Raw genomic sequence first — 16,577 nt, 5'->3', positions numbered from 1 at the left:
GTGATGAAGCACCCGACTACGCTGAGCACGGCATTGCTGTCACGGCACTGCTGCCAGTACTGCTTTGCCCAGACCCGAAAGGCCATACCGTGCGTGAGTTCAGCGTTCCCGCATCGTTCACCATCGGCGAATACGACAATGTCGTCGCCCCGGTGTACTCCCTCGAGCGCGATGATCCCAACCACGTAGCCATCCAGCGCCTGGTCGGAGATGCCTGGACGAATGTGACCAGCGCCGATGTCGCCGCCCAGGTTCGGGCCACCGCACTCGGCCTGATCGCCAAGGGCGTCAAGGCCGGCGACCGCGTCGTGCTGCTGTCGGCGACCCGCTACGAATGGCCGATCATCGACTTCGCCATTCTGTCGATCGGCGCGGTGACGGTGCCCATCTACGAGACCTCCGCCGCCGATCAGATCCGGCACGTACTCGCCGACTCCGGCGCCGTCCTGGCATTCGCCGAGGCCGACTCCCACGCCGCCAAGATCGAGTCGATCCGGGCCGAGGTGCCCACCCTCGGCGAGGTGCTGGTGATCGACGGCGGCGCACTCGAGCAGCTGGCCACCGCCGGCGCCGGGGTGGACCGCGCCGAGCTGGACGCCCGCCTGGCCGCGATCAAGTCGAGCGACCCGGCCACCCTGATCTACACCTCCGGCACCACCGGCCGCCCCAAGGGCTGCCAGCTGACCCACGCCAACCTGCTGTCGGAGCTGCGCGGCGTCAAGGCCTGCTTCCCCGACCTGCTGGCCAAGGGCCAGAAGCTCCTGGTGTTCCTGCCGCTGGCGCACGTGCTGGCCCGCGCCGTCGCGGTGGCCGGCTTCAGCAACCAGGTGACCCTGGGCTTCACGAGCGACATCAAGAATCTGGTGCCGATCCTCGGCGTGTTCAAGCCGACGCTGGTCGTGTCGGTGCCGCGCGTGTTCGAGAAGGTCTACAACACCGCCGAGCAGAACGCCCGGAACGACGGCAAGGGCAAGATCTTCCAGATCGCCGCCGACACCGCCATCGAGTGGAGCAAGGCCCAGGACACCCCCGGTGGTGCCGGCCTGCTGCTCAACCTCAAGCACACGGTGTTCGACAAGTTGGTGTACGGCAAGCTGAAGGCCGCCCTGGGCGGCGAGTGCGTGGGCGCCATCTCCGGCGGTGCCCCGCTCGGCGCGCGTCTCGGCCACTTCTACCGCGGCGTCGGCGTCACGATCTACGAGGGCTACGGCCTGACCGAGACCAGCGCCGCCATCACCGTCAACCGGATCGGCGAATTGAAGGTCGGCACCGTCGGCAAACTGGTGCCCGGCAACAACATGCGCATCGCCGAGGACGGCGAGCTGCTGCTGTCCGGCGGCGTGGTGTTCAGCGGCTACTGGAACAACCCGACCGCCACCGGCGAGGCCTTCACCGACGAGTGGTTCCACACCGGTGACCTCGGCGCCATCGATGACGACGGCTACCTGTCGATCGTCGGGCGCAAGAAGGAGATCATCGTGACCGCCGGCGGCAAGAACGTCGCCCCGGCCCCGCTGGAAGACGTCATGCGCGCGCACCCGCTGATCAGCCAGGCCATGTGCGTCGGCGATCAGGAGCCGTTCATCGCCGCGCTCATCACCATCGACCCCGAGGCGTTCGAGGGCTGGAAGCAGCGCAACGGCAAGGACGCCGGCGCCTCGGTGGGCGACCTCGCCGCGGACCCGGCACTCGTCGCCGAGATCCAGAAGGCCGTCGACGACGCCAACCAGACGGTGTCCAAAGCCGAGGCCATCCGGAAGTTCCAGATTCTCCCGGTCGACTTCACCGAGGACACCGGCGAGCTGACGCCGACGCTGAAGGTGAAGCGCAAGGTGGTCGCGGAGAAGTTCGCGGCCGAGATCGCGGCGCTCTACAGCTGAGCAGAGCTACAACAGCTCTGACAGCCGCTCGCCCTTGAGCTTCCACTGCCAGTTGTCGACGACGAACTGACGGCCGGCGGCGCCCATCGCGGCGCCCCGGTCGGGGTCCGCCAGGACGTCACCGATGGCGGCGGCGATCGCGGCGACGTCGCGACCGTCGACCACGTGGCCGGTCTTGCCCTCGACGACGGTTTCCGGTGCGCCACCGGAATCACCGGCGATCACCGGCACACCACACGCGGAAGCCTCGAGGAAGACGATGCCGAGCCCCTCGACGTCGAGGCCACTGCCCCGGGTACGGCACGGCATGGCGAAGACGTCGGCCATCGCGTGGTGCGCGGGTAGCTCGTCGCCGGGCACCCCGCCGGTGAACACCACGTGGTCGGTGACGTCATAGCGCTGGGCCAGCTTCTGCAGATCGTCGCGATACGGCCCGTTGCCGACGATCACCAGCGCGGCGCCGTCGATCCGGTGCCGGATCGTGGGCAGTGCCCGAATCAGCATGTCCTGCCCCTTGCGTGGCACCAGACGCGACAGGCAGACGATCACCGGTCGCCGCCCCAGCCCGTAGCGGGCCCGCAACTCCGCCCGGGCCACCTCGTCGGGGACGAAGCGGTCGACGTCCACCCCGGGCGACAGGTACTCCAGTGCCGCGTCCGGCCCGAACGCCGCGGCAAACCGGTTTCGCGTGTAGTGGCTGACGAAGGTCACCACGTCGGTGTTGTTTCCGATGTGGCGCAACGCGTTTCGCGCGACGGGCAGCATCGACCAACCCACCTCGTGGCCATGCGTGCTGGCGACCACCCGGGTCGCCCCGGCGTCGCGGGCCAGCGGGGCCAGCAGCGCCAGCGGTGCGGCCGCGCCGAACCACACCGTGTCGATGTCGTGCTCGGCGATCAGGCGGCGCATCCGCAGCGCGACGGTCGGTTCGGGCACCATCAGCGTCGTCGGATGGCGGACCACCTCATATCCGGCGGCCGCGGCGGCCTTGTCGTATTCCGGCGCGCCCTTCCATTTCGGGGCGTACACCGTCAGCTCGTGCGACCCGCGACCGACCAGCTCGCCGACGAGGCTCTCCAGATACGACTGGATGCCGCCGCGGCGGGGTGGAAAATCGTTGGTCAGCAGCAGCACCCGGGACGTCTGGGGCGAGCGGAGCGACGGGGATGACATCGCGGTCAGGTTATCGCGTCAGCCCCGGGCCGCGAGCCACTGCCGCCACTGGGTGGTCAAAGCGTCGCGGTCCGAGCCGAGAGTCGCGGCCAACGCGGTGTCGAGGTCGGGATGTCCGACGCCACACGCGGCCAGATACAGCCGGCGCAGGGCCGGATCGCCGAACCGCGCACCGACGAACCGGGCGAACCACCAAGCACGGTCGTACGCCAACGACAGCGCCGGCCCGGTGACCTGGAAATCGGCATTACCGGGCAGCACGGCCATGTCTGCGGGTGCGGGTCGCGCGGTACGCGGGCGGCTGACGTAGTCCGCAAGGCCCTCGGTCAGGCACCATGGCGCGTCGGCGGCCGTGACGGGCCGGGACGAGTAGTGGAAAAGCTCGTGGCGCAACACAATTCGCAGCGCGCCGGGCCCCATCGCGGCGGCACCGGGCGCGAACACGATGCGATCGACGGTGGTGGCGGCGGCGAACTCCTCTTTCCCACCGGCCAGCGCCCGGAATTCCTCGTCGGTACCGGTGGTCACGATGGTGATCTGACGGCGCCAGTCGTCGCCCCAGAAAGCGGTGATCGCGGCGGCCGCGCCGTCGAGTTCGCGGGTGATTCGTCCGGGCAGGGTCGAACCAGGATCCAGGACGAGGAGGTCGACGCTCCGGCCGTCGGCCAGCCGTATGGTGGTCGGCGGCGCGGGCGGAGGTGGCCCTGGCCGCGACGGACCGACCGGAGCGTCAACGGTGTGGCCGCGCCTCAGCACGAATGCGGCGGCAGCCGCCTCTGCGGCGAATACGCCGAGAACTACGCGACGGGAGAGGCTCAGTAGCGACGCACGTTGTAGATCGGCGCGTTGTCGACCGGTGCCACCCGCACGGGCACACCGAACGTCGAGGCGTGGACCATCATGCCGTCGCCGATGTAGATGCCCACGTGCGAGGCGTCGGAGTAGTAGGTCACGACGTCGCCGGGCTGCATCTGGTCACGCGACACCGGCTGTCCGCCGGCGGCCTGCGCGTAGCTCGAGTGCGGCAGCGAGATGCCCGCCTGCTGGAACGCCCACATCACGAGGCCCGAGCAGTCGAACGCGCCGGGTCCGGCCGCGCCCCACGAGTAGGGGTCACCGATCCGGGTCAGTGCGGCCTGTACCGCGATCTGTCCGGCGGCGGTACCGCCGGCGATGTCCGGCAGCTGTGCGCCCTCGGCCGGCGGGTTGGGACCGGCGGCGTTGATGGACGGATCCTGGCCAGGTGCCGGCGGCAGCGCGTCAGGAGCCGGCGGCACACCGTCCGGCAGCGGGGCCGGCGGCGCGGCGGCCGGGGCCGGCGGTAGCGCGGCGAGGGCCTGCCGCTGACTCGGCGTCAGCGCGGTGTAGCGGGACTTGACGATGGCGATCTGCACCTGCAGCTTGCTTTGCTTGGACTGCAGGTCGGCCCGCACCGCCGCGGCTTGCTCGGCTGCGGTCTTGGCTTCGGACGCCGACTTGGCCGAGTCGGCCTCGGCCTTGGTGGCGGAGTCGGAGGCGCTGTGGAAGTTGGCCATCTGCGCGGACATCTCGCTGGCCATCACACGCTGGACCGAGAGCTGGTCGATGAGGCCCTGCGGGGAATCGGCGGTCAGGATGGCGTCGATGCCGTCGGTGCGGCCACCCATGTACTGCGCTGCAGCAATCTGGTCGACAGACGTCTGATAGGTAGCCAGGTCACCCTTGGCGACCTCCGCGGCTGCGGCGGCGGCCTCGTGCTTGGTGTCGGCGGCCTTCGCGGCAGCCAGCTTCTTGTCCAGATCGAGCTGCGCGGCGTGCATGGCCTCGGTGGTCTGCTCGGCCTGGCGCGAGAGCTCGTTGAGCTTTGCTACGGCGTCGTCCGCCGGCTCGGCCAGGACGTTGCCCGCAAATGCGCTGCCAAGTATGGTGAGCCCCGCGATCGCACCGGCTACTGGTCGTTTAAGACCGCATATGGTGCGGTGCGTGCGGTGAAGACTCAAGATTTCGCGTCCTTCAACTGCGGGTTCGAGCCGCTTCGAACTCAGTCAGGTCTCGAATAGGTTACGAAACAGCATCGGCGTTGTCCAACGGGAATGGCCAATCTATCAGCCCGGACTTCGATCACGTTAACCAGCATCACAATGTGAGGGTCGTCACGCTACGCCCGTAGTGCTTGACTTCGGACCGGATTGACTGTCTGCCGCACCCTTCGGCCGGCCGATCGGCACCAGTCGCAGACGCGGCGCGAGTCCGGCATCGGCGAGCACCTCCAGCGCGCGGCGCTCGTCGTCCAGCAACGTCTCGGGCACGCCCAGCAAAACACTGACCACGCAGTCGCCGCAGCCGGGACCACGCACTGCGCAGTCGTCGCAGTCGATCTTCACTGGCCCGTTGTCGAACTTCATCTCTGACTCCTTCATCGGTTGAGGCGCACGCTAGCGACGTCCACCGACAAAAAGCGCGGGTGATCAGCAACCGGATAACGGAATGACATCGATGGGATTTCTTGTCGGTGCCGGCCCCTACTGTCACGTCATGGGTTCCGGCAGCGCCACCGACCAGCTGGCATTCGATCTTGATGAGGCGTTGCTGCGGGACACCACGTTCGTGGTGGTCGACCTGGAAACCACCGGCGGGCGGGCCCGCGCGGACGACACCGGAGGCGGCTGGGACGCCATCACCGAGATCGGCGCGGTCAAGGTGCGCGGCGGCGAGATCATCGGCGAACTGGCCACCCTGATCGACCCCGGCCGCGCCATCCCACCCCAGATCGTGCAGCTGACCGGGATCACCACGGCGATGGTCCACGACGCCCCGCGCATCGAATCGGTGCTGCCCGCATTTCTGGAGTTCTGCCGGGGCGCTGTCCTGGTTGCCCACAACGCGGGCTTCGACGTCGGCTTCCTGCGGGCCGCGGCCGAGCGGGCGCAGCTGCCCTGGCCCGGCCCACCGGTGCTGTGCACGGTCAAGCTGGCCCGCCGCGTCCTGACCCGGGACGAGGCGCCGAGCGTCCGGCTCTCGGAGCTGGCCCGGCTGTTCCGCGCCACCACCACCCCCACCCACCGCGCCCTCGACGACGCCCGCGCCACCGTCGACGTGCTGCACGGACTGCTGGAGCGCATCGGCAACCAGGGCGTGCACACGCTGGCCGAACTGCGCGGCTACCTGCCCGACGTCACCAACGCGCAGCGCCGCAACCGCAAGCTCGCCGACGCGCTACCCAACTCCCCCGGCGTCTATCTGTTCCGCGGGCCGTCCGAGGAGGTGCTGTACGTCGGCACCGCGGTCGACCTGCGGCGCCGGGTTCGGCAGTACTTCACCGGCGCCGACCCGCGCGCCCGTATGAAAGAGATGGCGTCACTGGCCATCCGCGTCGATCACGTGGAGTGTGCGCACGAGCTGGAGGCCGGGGTGCGCGAACTGCGACTGCTCGCCGCGCACGCGCCGCCCTACAACCGGCGCTCCAAGGCGCCGCACAAATGGTGGTGGGTGGTGCTGACCGACGAAGCATTCCCCCGATTCAGCGTGGTGCGGGCTCCGCGGCACGATCAGGCGGTCGGCCCGTTCCGGGCCCATGCCGACGCCGTCGACGCGGCCGCGCTGCTGGCTCGCTTCACAGGGGTGCGGACCTGCACGACGCGGCTGGCGCGGGCTGCCGAACACGGGCCGCAGTGCCCGGAGCGTGAACTCTCGCCATGCCCGGCACCTCGCGGCATCACCGCGGGCGCCTACGCCGAATTCGCCGAGCGGGCCGCGGAAAACATTGCCGGCGTTGATGATTCCGCGCTCAGTACGGCGCTGAGACATATCGACGAACTGGCCTTGGAGGGCCGCTACGAGACCGCTGCGCGACTGCGTGACCACGCCGCGACCGTGATCGACGGACTGTGGCGCGGGCAACGGCTGCGGGCCCTTACCGCGTTGCCGGAGCTCGTGGCCGCCCGGCCCGACGGCGCCGGCGGCTGGCATCTCATCGTGGTGCGGTACGGCCAGCTGGCGGCCGCAGGCAACGCCCCGCGGCGGGTGCCGCCGATGCCCGTCGTCGACGCGATATCCGCTGCGGCACAAGTGATCCTGACATCGGAGCGGCCACTGGGCGGCGCACCGGTCGAGGAAGTGGCGCTGATCGTGCGCTGGCTGGCGGCGCCCGGCGTGCGCATCGTGCGCACCGATTCCGGTGCCGGTTCTGGTTCTGGTTCTGGGGCCGGTTACTGCCTGCCGATCACCGCGGCCGGACGGTGGGCCGAGTGGGCCGCCACCGCCCGGTCGGCCCGGGCGGCGGCGCAGCAGGCGGAGCGATCAGACCTTCTGGGTGAACCGAGCCCACCGCGCGAGCAACTGCTCGGCCGCACCCGAATCGATCGCCTCGGTGGCGCGGGTCAGGCCCCGCTCCCACGCCGGCACCCACTGGGCGTCGCTGGATAGGCCCGCATGAGCCACCATGGCCCCAGCGGCATTGAGCACCACGGCATCCCGGACCGGCCCGGTCTGGCCCGCCAGTACCGCACGCACCGACTCCGCGTTGGCCGTGGCGTCACCGCCCCGCAACTCGCTCAGTTCGGCGCGCGCGAACCCGAATGCCTTCGGGTCCAGCGTCAGTCGCTCGACGGTGCCGGCCTGCACGCGCCAGATGGTGCTCGTCGTCGTGGTGGTCAGCTCGTCGAGGCCGTCGTCGCCGTGGACGACCAGGACGCTGGACCCCCGCGCCGCGAACACGCCCGCCATCACCTCGGCCAGTTCCGCCCAGGCGCAGCCGATCAGGCCGGCCCGCGGCATCGCCGGATTCGTGAGCGGCCCCAGGAGATTGAAGACCGTCGGCACCCCGATCTCGCGCCGCACGGAGGACGCGTGCCGGTAGGACTGATGGAACTGCGGGGCGAACGCGAACCCGATACCCACTTCCGCGACCGAGCGGGCCACGTCGCCCGGCGACAGGTCGATCCGGACGCCCAGGGCTTCCAGGGTGTCCGCGCCACCGGACAACGACGACGCGGCCCGGTTCCCGTGTTTGATGACCGGCACGCCGCACGCGGCGACGACGATCGACGCCATCGTCGACAGGTTGACGGTGTTGGAGCCGTCCCCGCCCGTCCCCACGATGTCGACCACATCGCTGCCGATCGCCGCAAGCGCGTCGGCGGGCACCTTTCGGGCGTGTCGCAACATCACATCGGCGAGCTCGGACACCTCGGCGGAGGTCGGTCGCTTCATCTTCATCGCGATGGCGAATGCAGCGATCTGCGCCGGGGTGGCAGTACCTGTCATGACCTGGTCCATTGCCCACCCCGCTTGACCCGCGGCAAGGTTCTGGCCGGTGGTCAGCCGGCCAAGGATCTGGGGCCACAGCGGCCCGTCGGTGGTCGGTTCCTGATGAGGATCGGTGGTTGGCACGGACCTGATTATGGCCAATGTCGGCACCCGGGTGGAGTTCAACAACTACAAAGCGTCATACTTACCGCTGTGACGAGCGCTGTAGGTACCTCCGGAACCGCGATCACGTCGCGGGTGCATTCGCTGAACCGGCCGAATATGGTCAGTGTCGGCACCATTGTGTGGCTTTCCAGTGAGCTGATGTTCTTTGCTGGACTGTTCGCAATGTATTTCACCGCGCGCGCCCAGGCAGGCGGCGTATGGCCGCCTCCCCCCACGCACCTGAATCTGGCTGAGGCCGTGCCGGTGACGTTGGTGCTGATCGCGTCGTCGTTCACCTGCCAGATGGGCGTGTTCGCCGCCGAGCGCGGCGACGTCTTCGGCCTGCGCCGGTGGTACGTCATCACGCTGATCATGGGCACGTTCTTCGTCGGCGGCCAGGCGTTCGAGTACTACATGCTCGTCAGCGAGGGCACCACGATCCCGAGCAGCGCCTACGGTTCGGTCTTCTACTTGGCGACCGGTTTCCACGGCCTGCACGTCATCGGCGGTCTGGTCGCGTTCATCTACCTGCTGGCCCGCACGAAGATGAGCAAGTTCACCCCGGCCCAGGCCACCGCTGCCATCGTTGTGTCCTACTACTGGCACTTCGTCGACATCGTGTGGATCGCCCTGTTCGCCACCATCTACTTCGTTCGCTGATCGGCTCGCCGATGCTTCCTATGAGAAGGGGTTCGATGACCAGCAAGTCCCGCGGAGCCGGGAGGCCGGCGACAATGCGCCAGCGCCGGTTGCGACGACGTTTGTCAGCAGCGATGCTGCTGCTGCTCGGACTTCTAGTCGCCGGTGGCCTGGCGGCCACCCTGACTCCGCGGCCCCAGGTCGCGAAGGCAGATGAGTCGCAGCTGGCTCTGCTGCGCACCGGCAAGCAGCTGTTCGAAACGTCGTGCGTCTCCTGCCACGGCGCCAACCTGCAGGGTGTGACGGACCGCGGCCCGAGCCTCATCGGCGTCGGCGACGCGGCCGTCTACTTCCAGGTGTCCACCGGCCGCATGCCTGCCATGCGCGGTGAGGCCCAGGCGCCCCGTAAGGACCCGGCGTTCGACGAGCACCAGATCGACGCCCTCGGTGCCTACATCCAGGCCAACGGCGGCGGCCCGCAGGTCCCGCGTGACGCCAACGGCCAGATCAACCAGCACTCGTTCCTCGGTGAGAACGTCGCCCGCGGTGGCGACCTCTTCCGCCTGAACTGCGCGTCGTGCCACAACTTCACCGGCAAGGGTGGCGCGCTGTCGTCGGGCAAGTACGCGCCCGACCTCGGCAAGGCCGCCGAAGTGCCGGCGCAGGTGTACACCGCCATGCTCACCGGCCCGCAGAACATGCCCAAGTTCTCGGATCGTCAGCTGACCCCGGAGGAGAAGCGCGACATCGTCGCCTACGTCCACGAGTCGGCGAACGCTCGCAGCCAGGGCGGCTACGGCCTCGGTGGCTTCGGCCCCGCGCCCGAGGGCATGGCGATGTGGATTATCGGGATGGTCGCCGTGATCGGCGCGGCTATGTGGATCGGAGCTCGCGCATGAGCGAGAACGTGAACACTCCCAGCGACGCTGAACTGCGCGAGATGTCGCGCGAGGAACTCGTCGAACTGGGCGGAAAGATCGACGGCGTCACGACCGTCTTCAAGGAACCGCGCTGGCCCGTCGAGGGCACCAAGGCGGAGAAGCGCGCCGAGCGTCAGGTTGCGGCCTGGCTGCTGCTCGGTGGCCTGTCCGGCCTGGCTCTGCTGCTGGTGTTCCTGTTCTGGCCGTGGGAGTACAAGCCGTTCGAGTCGGAGGGCGAGTTCATCTACTCGCTGGCCACTCCGCTGTACGGCCTGACCTTCGGTCTGTCGATCCTGGCGATCGGCATCGGTGCGGTGCTCTTCCAGAAGAAGTTCATCCCCGAGGAGATCTCGATCCAGGACCGCCACGACGGCGCATCCCCCGAGGTCCACCGCGCCACCGTCGCGGCCAACCTGACCGACGCGCTCGAGGGCTCGACCCTCAAGCGCCGCAAGCTGATCGGCCTGTCGCTCGGCGTCGGCCTGGGTGCCTTCGGTCTGGGTACCGCGGTCGCCTTCATCGGCGGTCTGATCAAGAACCCGTGGAAGCCGGTCGTGCCGACCGCCGACGGCAAGAAGGCCGTCCTGTGGACGTCCGGCTGGACCCCGCGTTTCCACGGCGAGACGATCTACCTGGCGCGGGCCACCGGCCTGCCGGGTGAGTCCCCCTTCGTGAAGATGCGTCCCGAGGACCTCGACGCGGGCGGCATGGAGACCGTGTTCCCGTGGCGCGAGTCCGACGGCGACGGCACCACCATCGAGTCGCACGAGAAGCTGTCCGAGATCGCGCTGGGCGTGCGTAACCCGGTGATGCTCATCCGCATCAAGCCCGAGGACCTGACCCGCGTGGTCAAGCGCAAGGGCCAGGAGAGCTTCAACTTCGGTGACTTCTTCGCGTACACCAAGGTGTGCTCGCACCTGGGCTGCCCCTCGTCGCTGTACGAGCAGCAGACCTACCGCATCCTGTGCCCCTGCCATCAGTCGCAGTTCGACGCGCTGCACTTCGCGCGGCCGATCTTCGGGCCGGCGGCCCGCGCCCTGGCGCAGCTGCCGATCACGATTGACAAAGAGGGCTACCTGGTCGCCAACGGCGACTTCATCGAACCCGTCGGACCGGCATTCTGGGAGCGCAAATCATGAGTCCCAAGCTCGCTGACATCGCTGCCGCACAAGGCGACGCGATCGACTCGCGGTACCACCCGTCGGCCGCCGTACGCCGGCAGCTGAACAAGGTCTTCCCGACGCACTGGTCGTTCATGCTCGGTGAGATCGCGCTGTACAGCTTCCTGGTGCTGCTGCTCACCGGTGTGTACCTGACCCTGTTCTTCGACCCGTCGATGACCGAGGTCATCTACAACGGCGTCTACCAGCCGCTGCGCGGCGTGCAGATGTCGCGCGCTTACGAGTCGGCCCTGGAGATCTCGTTCGAGGTCCGCGGCGGTCTGTTCGTCCGCCAGATTCACCACTGGGCCGCCCTGATGTTCGCGGCGTCGATCATGGTGCACCTGGCGCGCATCTTCTTCACCGGCGCGTTCCGCCGCCCGCGTGAGGCCAACTGGATGATCGGCTCGCTGCTGCTGATCCTGGCCATGTTCGAGGGCTACTTCGGCTACTCGCTGCCCGACGACCTGCTGTCCGGTATCGGTCTGCGTGCCGCGCTGTCCTCGATCACCCTGGGCATCCCGGTCATCGGCACCTGGATGCACTGGGCCCTGTTCGGTGGCGACTTCCCCGGCAACATCATCATCCCGCGCATGTACGCCCTGCACATCCTGCTGATCCCGGGCATCATCCTGGCCCTGATCGGTGCCCACCTGGCGCTGGTGTGGTTCCAGAAGCACACGCAGTTCCCCGGCCCCGGCCGTACCGAGAAGAACGTCGTCGGCGTGCGCGTCATGCCGGTGTTCGCGATCAAGGGTGGCGCGTTCTTCGCGCTGGTCACCGGCATCCTGGGCATCATGGGTGGTCTGCTGCAGATCAACCCGATCTGGGAGCTGGGCCCCTACAAGCCCTCGCAGGTGTCCGCCGGTAGCCAGCCAGACTTCTACATGATGTGGACCGAAGGCCTCGCCCGTATCTGGCCGGCGTGGGAGTTCTACCCCTTCGGCCACACCATCCCCGCCGTCATGGGCGTCGCCTTGCTCATGGGTGTGGTGTTCGGTCTGCTGATCGCGTGGCCGTTCCTGGAGAAGAAGTTCACCGGCGACGACGCTCACCACAACCTGCTGCAGCGTCCGCGTGACGTACCGGTCCGCACCGCCATCGGTGCCATGGCCATCGCGTTCTACATGGTGCTCACCCTCGCCGCGATGAACGACATCATCGCGCTGAAGTTCGACATCTCGCTGAACGCCACCACCTGGATCGGTCGTATCGGCATGGTGGTCCTGCCCGCCATCGTCTACTACCTCACCTACCGCTGGTGTGTGGGTCTGCAACGCAGCGACCGCGCCGTCCTCGAACACGGTATCGAGACCGGCATCATCAAGCGGCTGCCGCACGGCGCGTACGTCGAGCTGCACCAGCCGCTCGGCCCGGTCGACGACCACGGCCACCCGCTCCCGCTGGAATACCAGGGTGCCGCACTGCCCAAGCGCATGAACAAGCTCGGGTCCGCCGGCTCCCCCGGCACCGGCAGCTTCCTGTTCGCCGACTCCGCCGTCGAACAAGCCGCCCTCGCCGACGCCGAACACGCCGCCGAGCACAAGGCACTCACCGCCATCAAGGAATACCAGGACGAAATCTCGCCCAACGGTTCCAACGGGCACCACTAGTTCGCTTTCACGGTTTCGGCCCGGTCTGGTTTCCACCAGACCGGGCCGAAGTCGTTTTGGGGTCCACTCCCCTACCCCACCCGCGCCCTGGGCACAGACTCAACGGGGCGCGAACGCCGCTTCGATCCAGTTGCCGAACTCGCACGCCAGGTGCCATCGATGCTGAGCGACCAGGTAAGACGCAGTGAGCCAAGGGAATTCGACGCACAGCCGCGCATGGAAGCCATTCGCCTCGTCACACCGGGTCACTGCAGAGCGACCTCGAGCAGTTGCTCTCCGACATCGTCACCACATTGGCCAACCGGGCCGTCCGAGCCGTCCTCTACGGCGCGTTGACCGGCGCCGACGGCAGCGACGACGTCCGGGTCACGCAGACCAGGTTCTGGGAGGAACGCTTCCGGCACAGCGGCGCGGTCGTCGAACGTGCGATCTCCCGCGGCGAAGTCCCATCCGGCACCGATCCGCGCGCGTTGCTGGAGATGGCCGCCAGCCCGGTCTATTTCCGCACCCTGTTCACCGTCGACGCGGTGACACCCGCATATCTCAGCGAGACCGCTCGGCGCGCCATCCGCGCCTTCGCGGAGCACTAGAGCGCTACGCCGCCCGGGCTTCCTCGGCCGACGCTTCCAGCACGGCGTGCAGACCACGCAGGCAGTACCAGGGAATGGCCACCATGGCGGCGGTGATGAGGACTGCGAGGGCGTACAGAATCCACGCCAGCTCGTCATGGCGGTCGGCCAGCATGTACGCACCCAGGAAGACAAACAGCGTCGCGCCGCCCATGGCGGCGGCAATCCCGAGCGTGCAGCGCAGCCACAGCTGTTCCACCGCCGCCACCGGAAAGCCGACCATGCTGGTCGCCGGCGATGCCGAATAGCGGCGCACCACCGGATCGTCGAACGATCGCAGCGCGCTCTGTGGGACTTCACCGCCGGGACGACGGTCGTCGGCCGCGGAAGGCCCGCCCCCGAGCAGCGGCAGCGGTGCAGCTCCACCGCGACGGGCGCGCAACAACAGCGGGATGGCGCCCACGATGACCGCGGCGGATACCCCGATGACCGAATACAGCAACCACGGCGTGTGCGACGACGCGGCGCCGGACGGGTGCCGGGTGCCGAGGTCCACCAGCGCGACGACAGCCGCCACCCCGGCGCCCAGGGCCGCCAGCCACAGGGCGACACATCCGCCGAGCAGAAGACGGTCCAACTGCTCGGGGCTGCCGCCGGTCACTCTCGACCGGGTTGAAGTCTCAGCGTTGTACGGCATTTAACAGCTCGTCTGCCAATCATCGTTTGTCTGCGAGGCCAGGGTCTGGCCGTCGCTGGTCACAATCGAACAGTTCAGGTGGCTCAGCCGCAGCAGACTGGAGGCCTGCACCGAGCCCACATCGGACATCGAGATCGGTGTCAGAGTGATCATCCACGGGATGTAGACGTTCTGCTGGGTACGTTGGCGCCCTGCGGCGTCGGTATACGTCACCGAAATACGGTCAAGCGGCGCCTTCGTGCCCCAAATCCGGTACGTGACATACCGCGGCCCGGTCGGCGGGGCAGACGTCGTTGCCGGCGGTGCGGCCGCGGCCGTGCTGGGCGGCGGGGGTGGCGGAGGTTCCTCCGACGTCGGCGGCGGCTGGGTCACCGTCACCGTCGACGGCGGCGGAGGGGGCGGTGGCGGCGGAGGCGCCTCGGTCGACGTGGGCGGAGGCGGCGGCGTGGTCGTGGTGGTGAACTCGTCCTGGAACGGCGGGGCCGACGTGGTGCTCGTCGACGGCGTCGCCACATTCTCCGAGCCGGTATTGCGAGTCACCAGGATGGCGACGGATGCCACCAGCGAGATGGCGGCGATGATCGCCACGACGCCGACGACCCACGGCCACCGCGGCGGCGGGGCGTCGTCAGTGTCGGTTTTGGCCTCGTAGCTGTCGTAGTCGTACAGCCCCGGCTCGGGCGGCACGTACGGAGCAACGGTGAAGTGCTCGGACTCGGGCGCAGAGTAGGCCTGAGAATAGATCTCGGTTTCGCCGGTGCCTTCACCGACGCCCGATGGCTCCCGGGCCGCATCATCCGAGCCCGGGGAATGTGACCCGCTCACGTACGCCTATCCCTCTCGACCACTGTGTCGCTGCAGCTGAGGAACACCGCCTGCGGCGACATTCCAGCGCTTCGGCAGACATTACCCAACATGGGCCCGGCATGGCCGTACCGGACGGGGCCAGAGAACCATCTGACATACGGTTGTGACCTGACCGCAGAGCGATCAGGTCACAGGGGCCGTGCGTGTCAGTGCTTCTCGGGGCCGGTGTAGTACTCGAACACCAGGCCGGCGACGGTGGCCAGCACGAAGCAGACACCGGCGACGATCAGCCAGGGCAGCCACAGACCGATACCGACCGCGGTGGTCGAAGCCGACAGGGCGATCAGCAACGGCCACCAGCTGTGCGGGCTGAAGAAGCCGAGCTCGCCTGCACCGTCGGACACCTCGGCGTCTTCGTAGTCCTCGGGCCGGGTGTCGAGACGACGGGCCACGAACCGGAAGAACGTGCCGATGATCAGCGACAGACCGGTGGTCAGCACCAGCGCGGTGGTGCCGGCCCACTCGATGCCGCCGTTGGCGTACAGCGCGGTCAGCGCGCCGTAGCCGACGGTCGCCAACGCGAAGAAGGCAGTCAGAATCTCGAAAAGTCGGGCTTCGATATGCATTGCGTATCCCCTACTTGCTCGCCTGAGCCGGCGAGCCGGCCTGCTCGCCGCGGCGAGAGTCGAACGGATGCGTCGTCTGGGCCACCGGGGGCAGACCGATCGACACCAGCGCGTCGGCGTTGGTCGCCTTCGGGTGGTCGATGCGGTACTGCAGGTAGGCCTTGAACTGCTCCGGCTCCACCACGCGAACTTCGAAGTTCATCATCGAGTGGTACGTGCCGCACATCTCGGTGCAGCGGCCGACGAACGGACCGGTCTTCTCGATCTCGGTGACCTGGAAGATGTTGTCCGAGTGGTTGGCCTCGGGGTTCGGGATGACGTCCCGCTTGAACAGGAACTCCGGCACCCAGAAGCCGTGGATGACGTCGGCCGACGCGATCTGGAACTCGATGCGCTTGCCCTTCGGCAGGACCAGGATCGGGATCTCGGTGCTGGTGCCGATGGTCTCGACCTTGTCGAAGTTGAGGTAGCTGCGGTCCTCGGGGTTCTCGCCGCGGATCGGGCCGACCTTCTCCTCGCCGTGCTCGTCCTTGCCCTCGGGCTTGGACTTCATGGCTTCCTTGCGGGCGGCGTCAGCGCCGTCGTAAGAGAAAGTGTTGTCCTTGAAGGCCACCTTCTGGTAGCCGAACTTCCAGTTCCACTGGAACGCGGTGACGTCGATGGTGACCTCAGCAGGCTTGCTGTGGTCCATCATCTTCTCCTGCACCACGACGGTGAAGTAGAAGAGCACCGAGATGATGAGGAACGGCACGACCGTCAACACCAGCTCCAGCGGCATGTTGTAGCCGAACTGACGGGGCAGCTCGGTGTCGGTCTTCTTCTTGCGGTGGAACGCCATCGCCCAGAAGATCAGCGCCCACACGATGGCGCCGACCACGAACGAGGCGATGACCGACCACACCCAGAGATCACGGTTCGCGTGAGCTTCTGGGGTGATGCCGGTCGGCCAACCCAGGCCGAAGACTTCCTGCCAGCTGCATCCGCTGAGCAGCAGCGTCGACGCGCCGAGAATGGCGGACAACGCCACCAAACGGAGCCCGCGAGCGGTCACGTTGAGGCCCTCCTAGAGGTCGGTCAAGCCGGTCGAATACTACGCAGCGTA

Annotated in this window: 15 protein-coding genes and 1 pseudogene; 7 read left to right on the top strand and 9 right to left on the bottom strand. The window is 68.0% G+C overall.

The genetic code is table 11. The annotated features are described in order from the left end of the window. Positions 1–89 precede the first annotated feature (89 nt). On the top strand, positions 90–1,880 hold the full coding sequence (locus ACWW1C_RS09295) for an AMP-dependent synthetase/ligase (RefSeq protein WP_455983161.1): 1,791 nt from the start codon (positions 90–92) through the stop codon (positions 1,878–1,880). Between the two features lie 6 nt (positions 1,881–1,886). On the opposite strand, the gene ACWW1C_RS09290 is transcribed toward ACWW1C_RS09295, so the two are convergent. From ACWW1C_RS09290 to ACWW1C_RS09275, 4 genes are all read right to left on the bottom strand, one after another. After that, positions 1,887–3,053, bottom strand: coding sequence for a glycosyltransferase family 4 protein (locus tag ACWW1C_RS09290; RefSeq protein WP_455983160.1), 1,167 nt, complete (start codon positions 3,051–3,053; stop codon positions 1,887–1,889). 18 nt (positions 3,054–3,071) lie between these two features. Beyond that, complete coding sequence (locus tag ACWW1C_RS09285) at positions 3,072–3,809, bottom strand: peptidase (protein ID WP_455983159.1); 738 nt, start codon at positions 3,807–3,809, stop codon at positions 3,072–3,074. 59 nt (positions 3,810–3,868) lie between these two features. Then, positions 3,869–5,032 (bottom strand): peptidoglycan hydrolase RipC, encoded by a 1,164-nt coding sequence (gene ripC / locus ACWW1C_RS09280; RefSeq protein WP_455983158.1) that lies wholly within the window; start codon positions 5,030–5,032, stop codon positions 3,869–3,871. A 153-nt stretch (positions 5,033–5,185) separates the two neighbouring features. Beyond that, positions 5,186–5,452, bottom strand: a complete 267-nt coding sequence (locus tag ACWW1C_RS09275) for a hypothetical protein (protein WP_455983157.1) — start codon at positions 5,450–5,452, stop codon at positions 5,186–5,188. A 67-nt stretch (positions 5,453–5,519) separates the two neighbouring features. Between ACWW1C_RS09275 and ACWW1C_RS09270 the strand changes: the two are divergent. Further along, positions 5,520–7,394: pseudogene (locus ACWW1C_RS09270) on the top strand (DEDD exonuclease domain-containing protein); the annotation flags it as partial. On the opposite strand, the gene trpD reads toward ACWW1C_RS09270, so the two are convergent. Next, positions 7,332–8,441: an anthranilate phosphoribosyltransferase gene (trpD, locus tag ACWW1C_RS09265; RefSeq protein ID WP_455983156.1), complete on the bottom strand. Its 1,110-nt coding sequence runs from the start codon at positions 8,439–8,441 to the stop codon at positions 7,332–7,334. The pseudogene ACWW1C_RS09270 and the gene trpD overlap by 63 nt on opposite strands. A gap of 51 nt (positions 8,442–8,492) precedes the next feature. On the opposite strand from trpD, the gene ctaE reads away from it, so the two are divergent. From ctaE to ACWW1C_RS09240, 5 genes are all read left to right on the top strand, one after another. After that, positions 8,493–9,104: an aa3-type cytochrome oxidase subunit III gene (gene ctaE, locus ACWW1C_RS09260; RefSeq protein WP_455983155.1), complete on the top strand. Its 612-nt coding sequence runs from the start codon at positions 8,493–8,495 to the stop codon at positions 9,102–9,104. A gap of 35 nt (positions 9,105–9,139) precedes the next feature. Continuing rightward, positions 9,140–9,982: a cytochrome bc1 complex diheme cytochrome c subunit gene (qcrC, locus tag ACWW1C_RS09255; protein WP_455983154.1), complete on the top strand. Its 843-nt coding sequence runs from the start codon at positions 9,140–9,142 to the stop codon at positions 9,980–9,982. Then, positions 9,979–11,142 carry a cytochrome bc1 complex Rieske iron-sulfur subunit gene (gene qcrA / locus ACWW1C_RS09250; protein ID WP_455983153.1) on the top strand — a complete coding sequence of 388 codons (1,164 nt, stop codon included), beginning with the start codon at positions 9,979–9,981 and terminating at the stop codon, positions 11,140–11,142. Before qcrC ends, qcrA begins: the two co-directional genes overlap by 4 nt. Further along, positions 11,139–12,776, top strand: coding sequence for a cytochrome bc1 complex cytochrome b subunit (qcrB, locus tag ACWW1C_RS09245; protein WP_455983152.1), 1,638 nt, complete (start codon positions 11,139–11,141; stop codon positions 12,774–12,776). Before qcrA ends, qcrB begins: the two co-directional genes overlap by 4 nt. 269 nt (positions 12,777–13,045) lie before the next feature. Beyond that, positions 13,046–13,366 (top strand): TetR-like C-terminal domain-containing protein, encoded by a 321-nt coding sequence (locus tag ACWW1C_RS09240; RefSeq protein ID WP_455983151.1) that lies wholly within the window; start codon positions 13,046–13,048, stop codon positions 13,364–13,366. 4 nt (positions 13,367–13,370) lie between these two features. Here the strand turns inward: ACWW1C_RS09240 and ACWW1C_RS09235 are convergent, their stop codons facing one another. The 4 genes from ACWW1C_RS09235 to ctaC form a co-directional block, all read right to left on the bottom strand. Then, positions 13,371–14,042, bottom strand: coding sequence for a DUF2561 family protein (locus ACWW1C_RS09235; protein WP_455983150.1), 672 nt, complete (start codon positions 14,040–14,042; stop codon positions 13,371–13,373). Beyond that, entirely contained in the window at positions 14,043–14,867 is an 825-nt protein-coding gene (locus ACWW1C_RS09230; RefSeq protein ID WP_455983149.1) for a hypothetical protein, read from the bottom strand. A 188-nt stretch (positions 14,868–15,055) separates the two neighbouring features. Next, entirely contained in the window at positions 15,056–15,475 is a 420-nt protein-coding gene (locus ACWW1C_RS09225) for a cytochrome c oxidase subunit 4 (protein WP_020103569.1), read from the bottom strand. 10 nt (positions 15,476–15,485) lie between these two features. Continuing rightward, positions 15,486–16,526, bottom strand: coding sequence for an aa3-type cytochrome oxidase subunit II (ctaC, locus tag ACWW1C_RS09220; protein WP_455983148.1), 1,041 nt, complete (start codon positions 16,524–16,526; stop codon positions 15,486–15,488). Between the last annotated feature and the right edge of the window lie 51 nt (positions 16,527–16,577).

This window comes from Mycobacterium sp. HM-7, from assembly GCF_053852335.1.
This window is presented reverse-complemented; position numbering and strand designations above follow the sequence as displayed.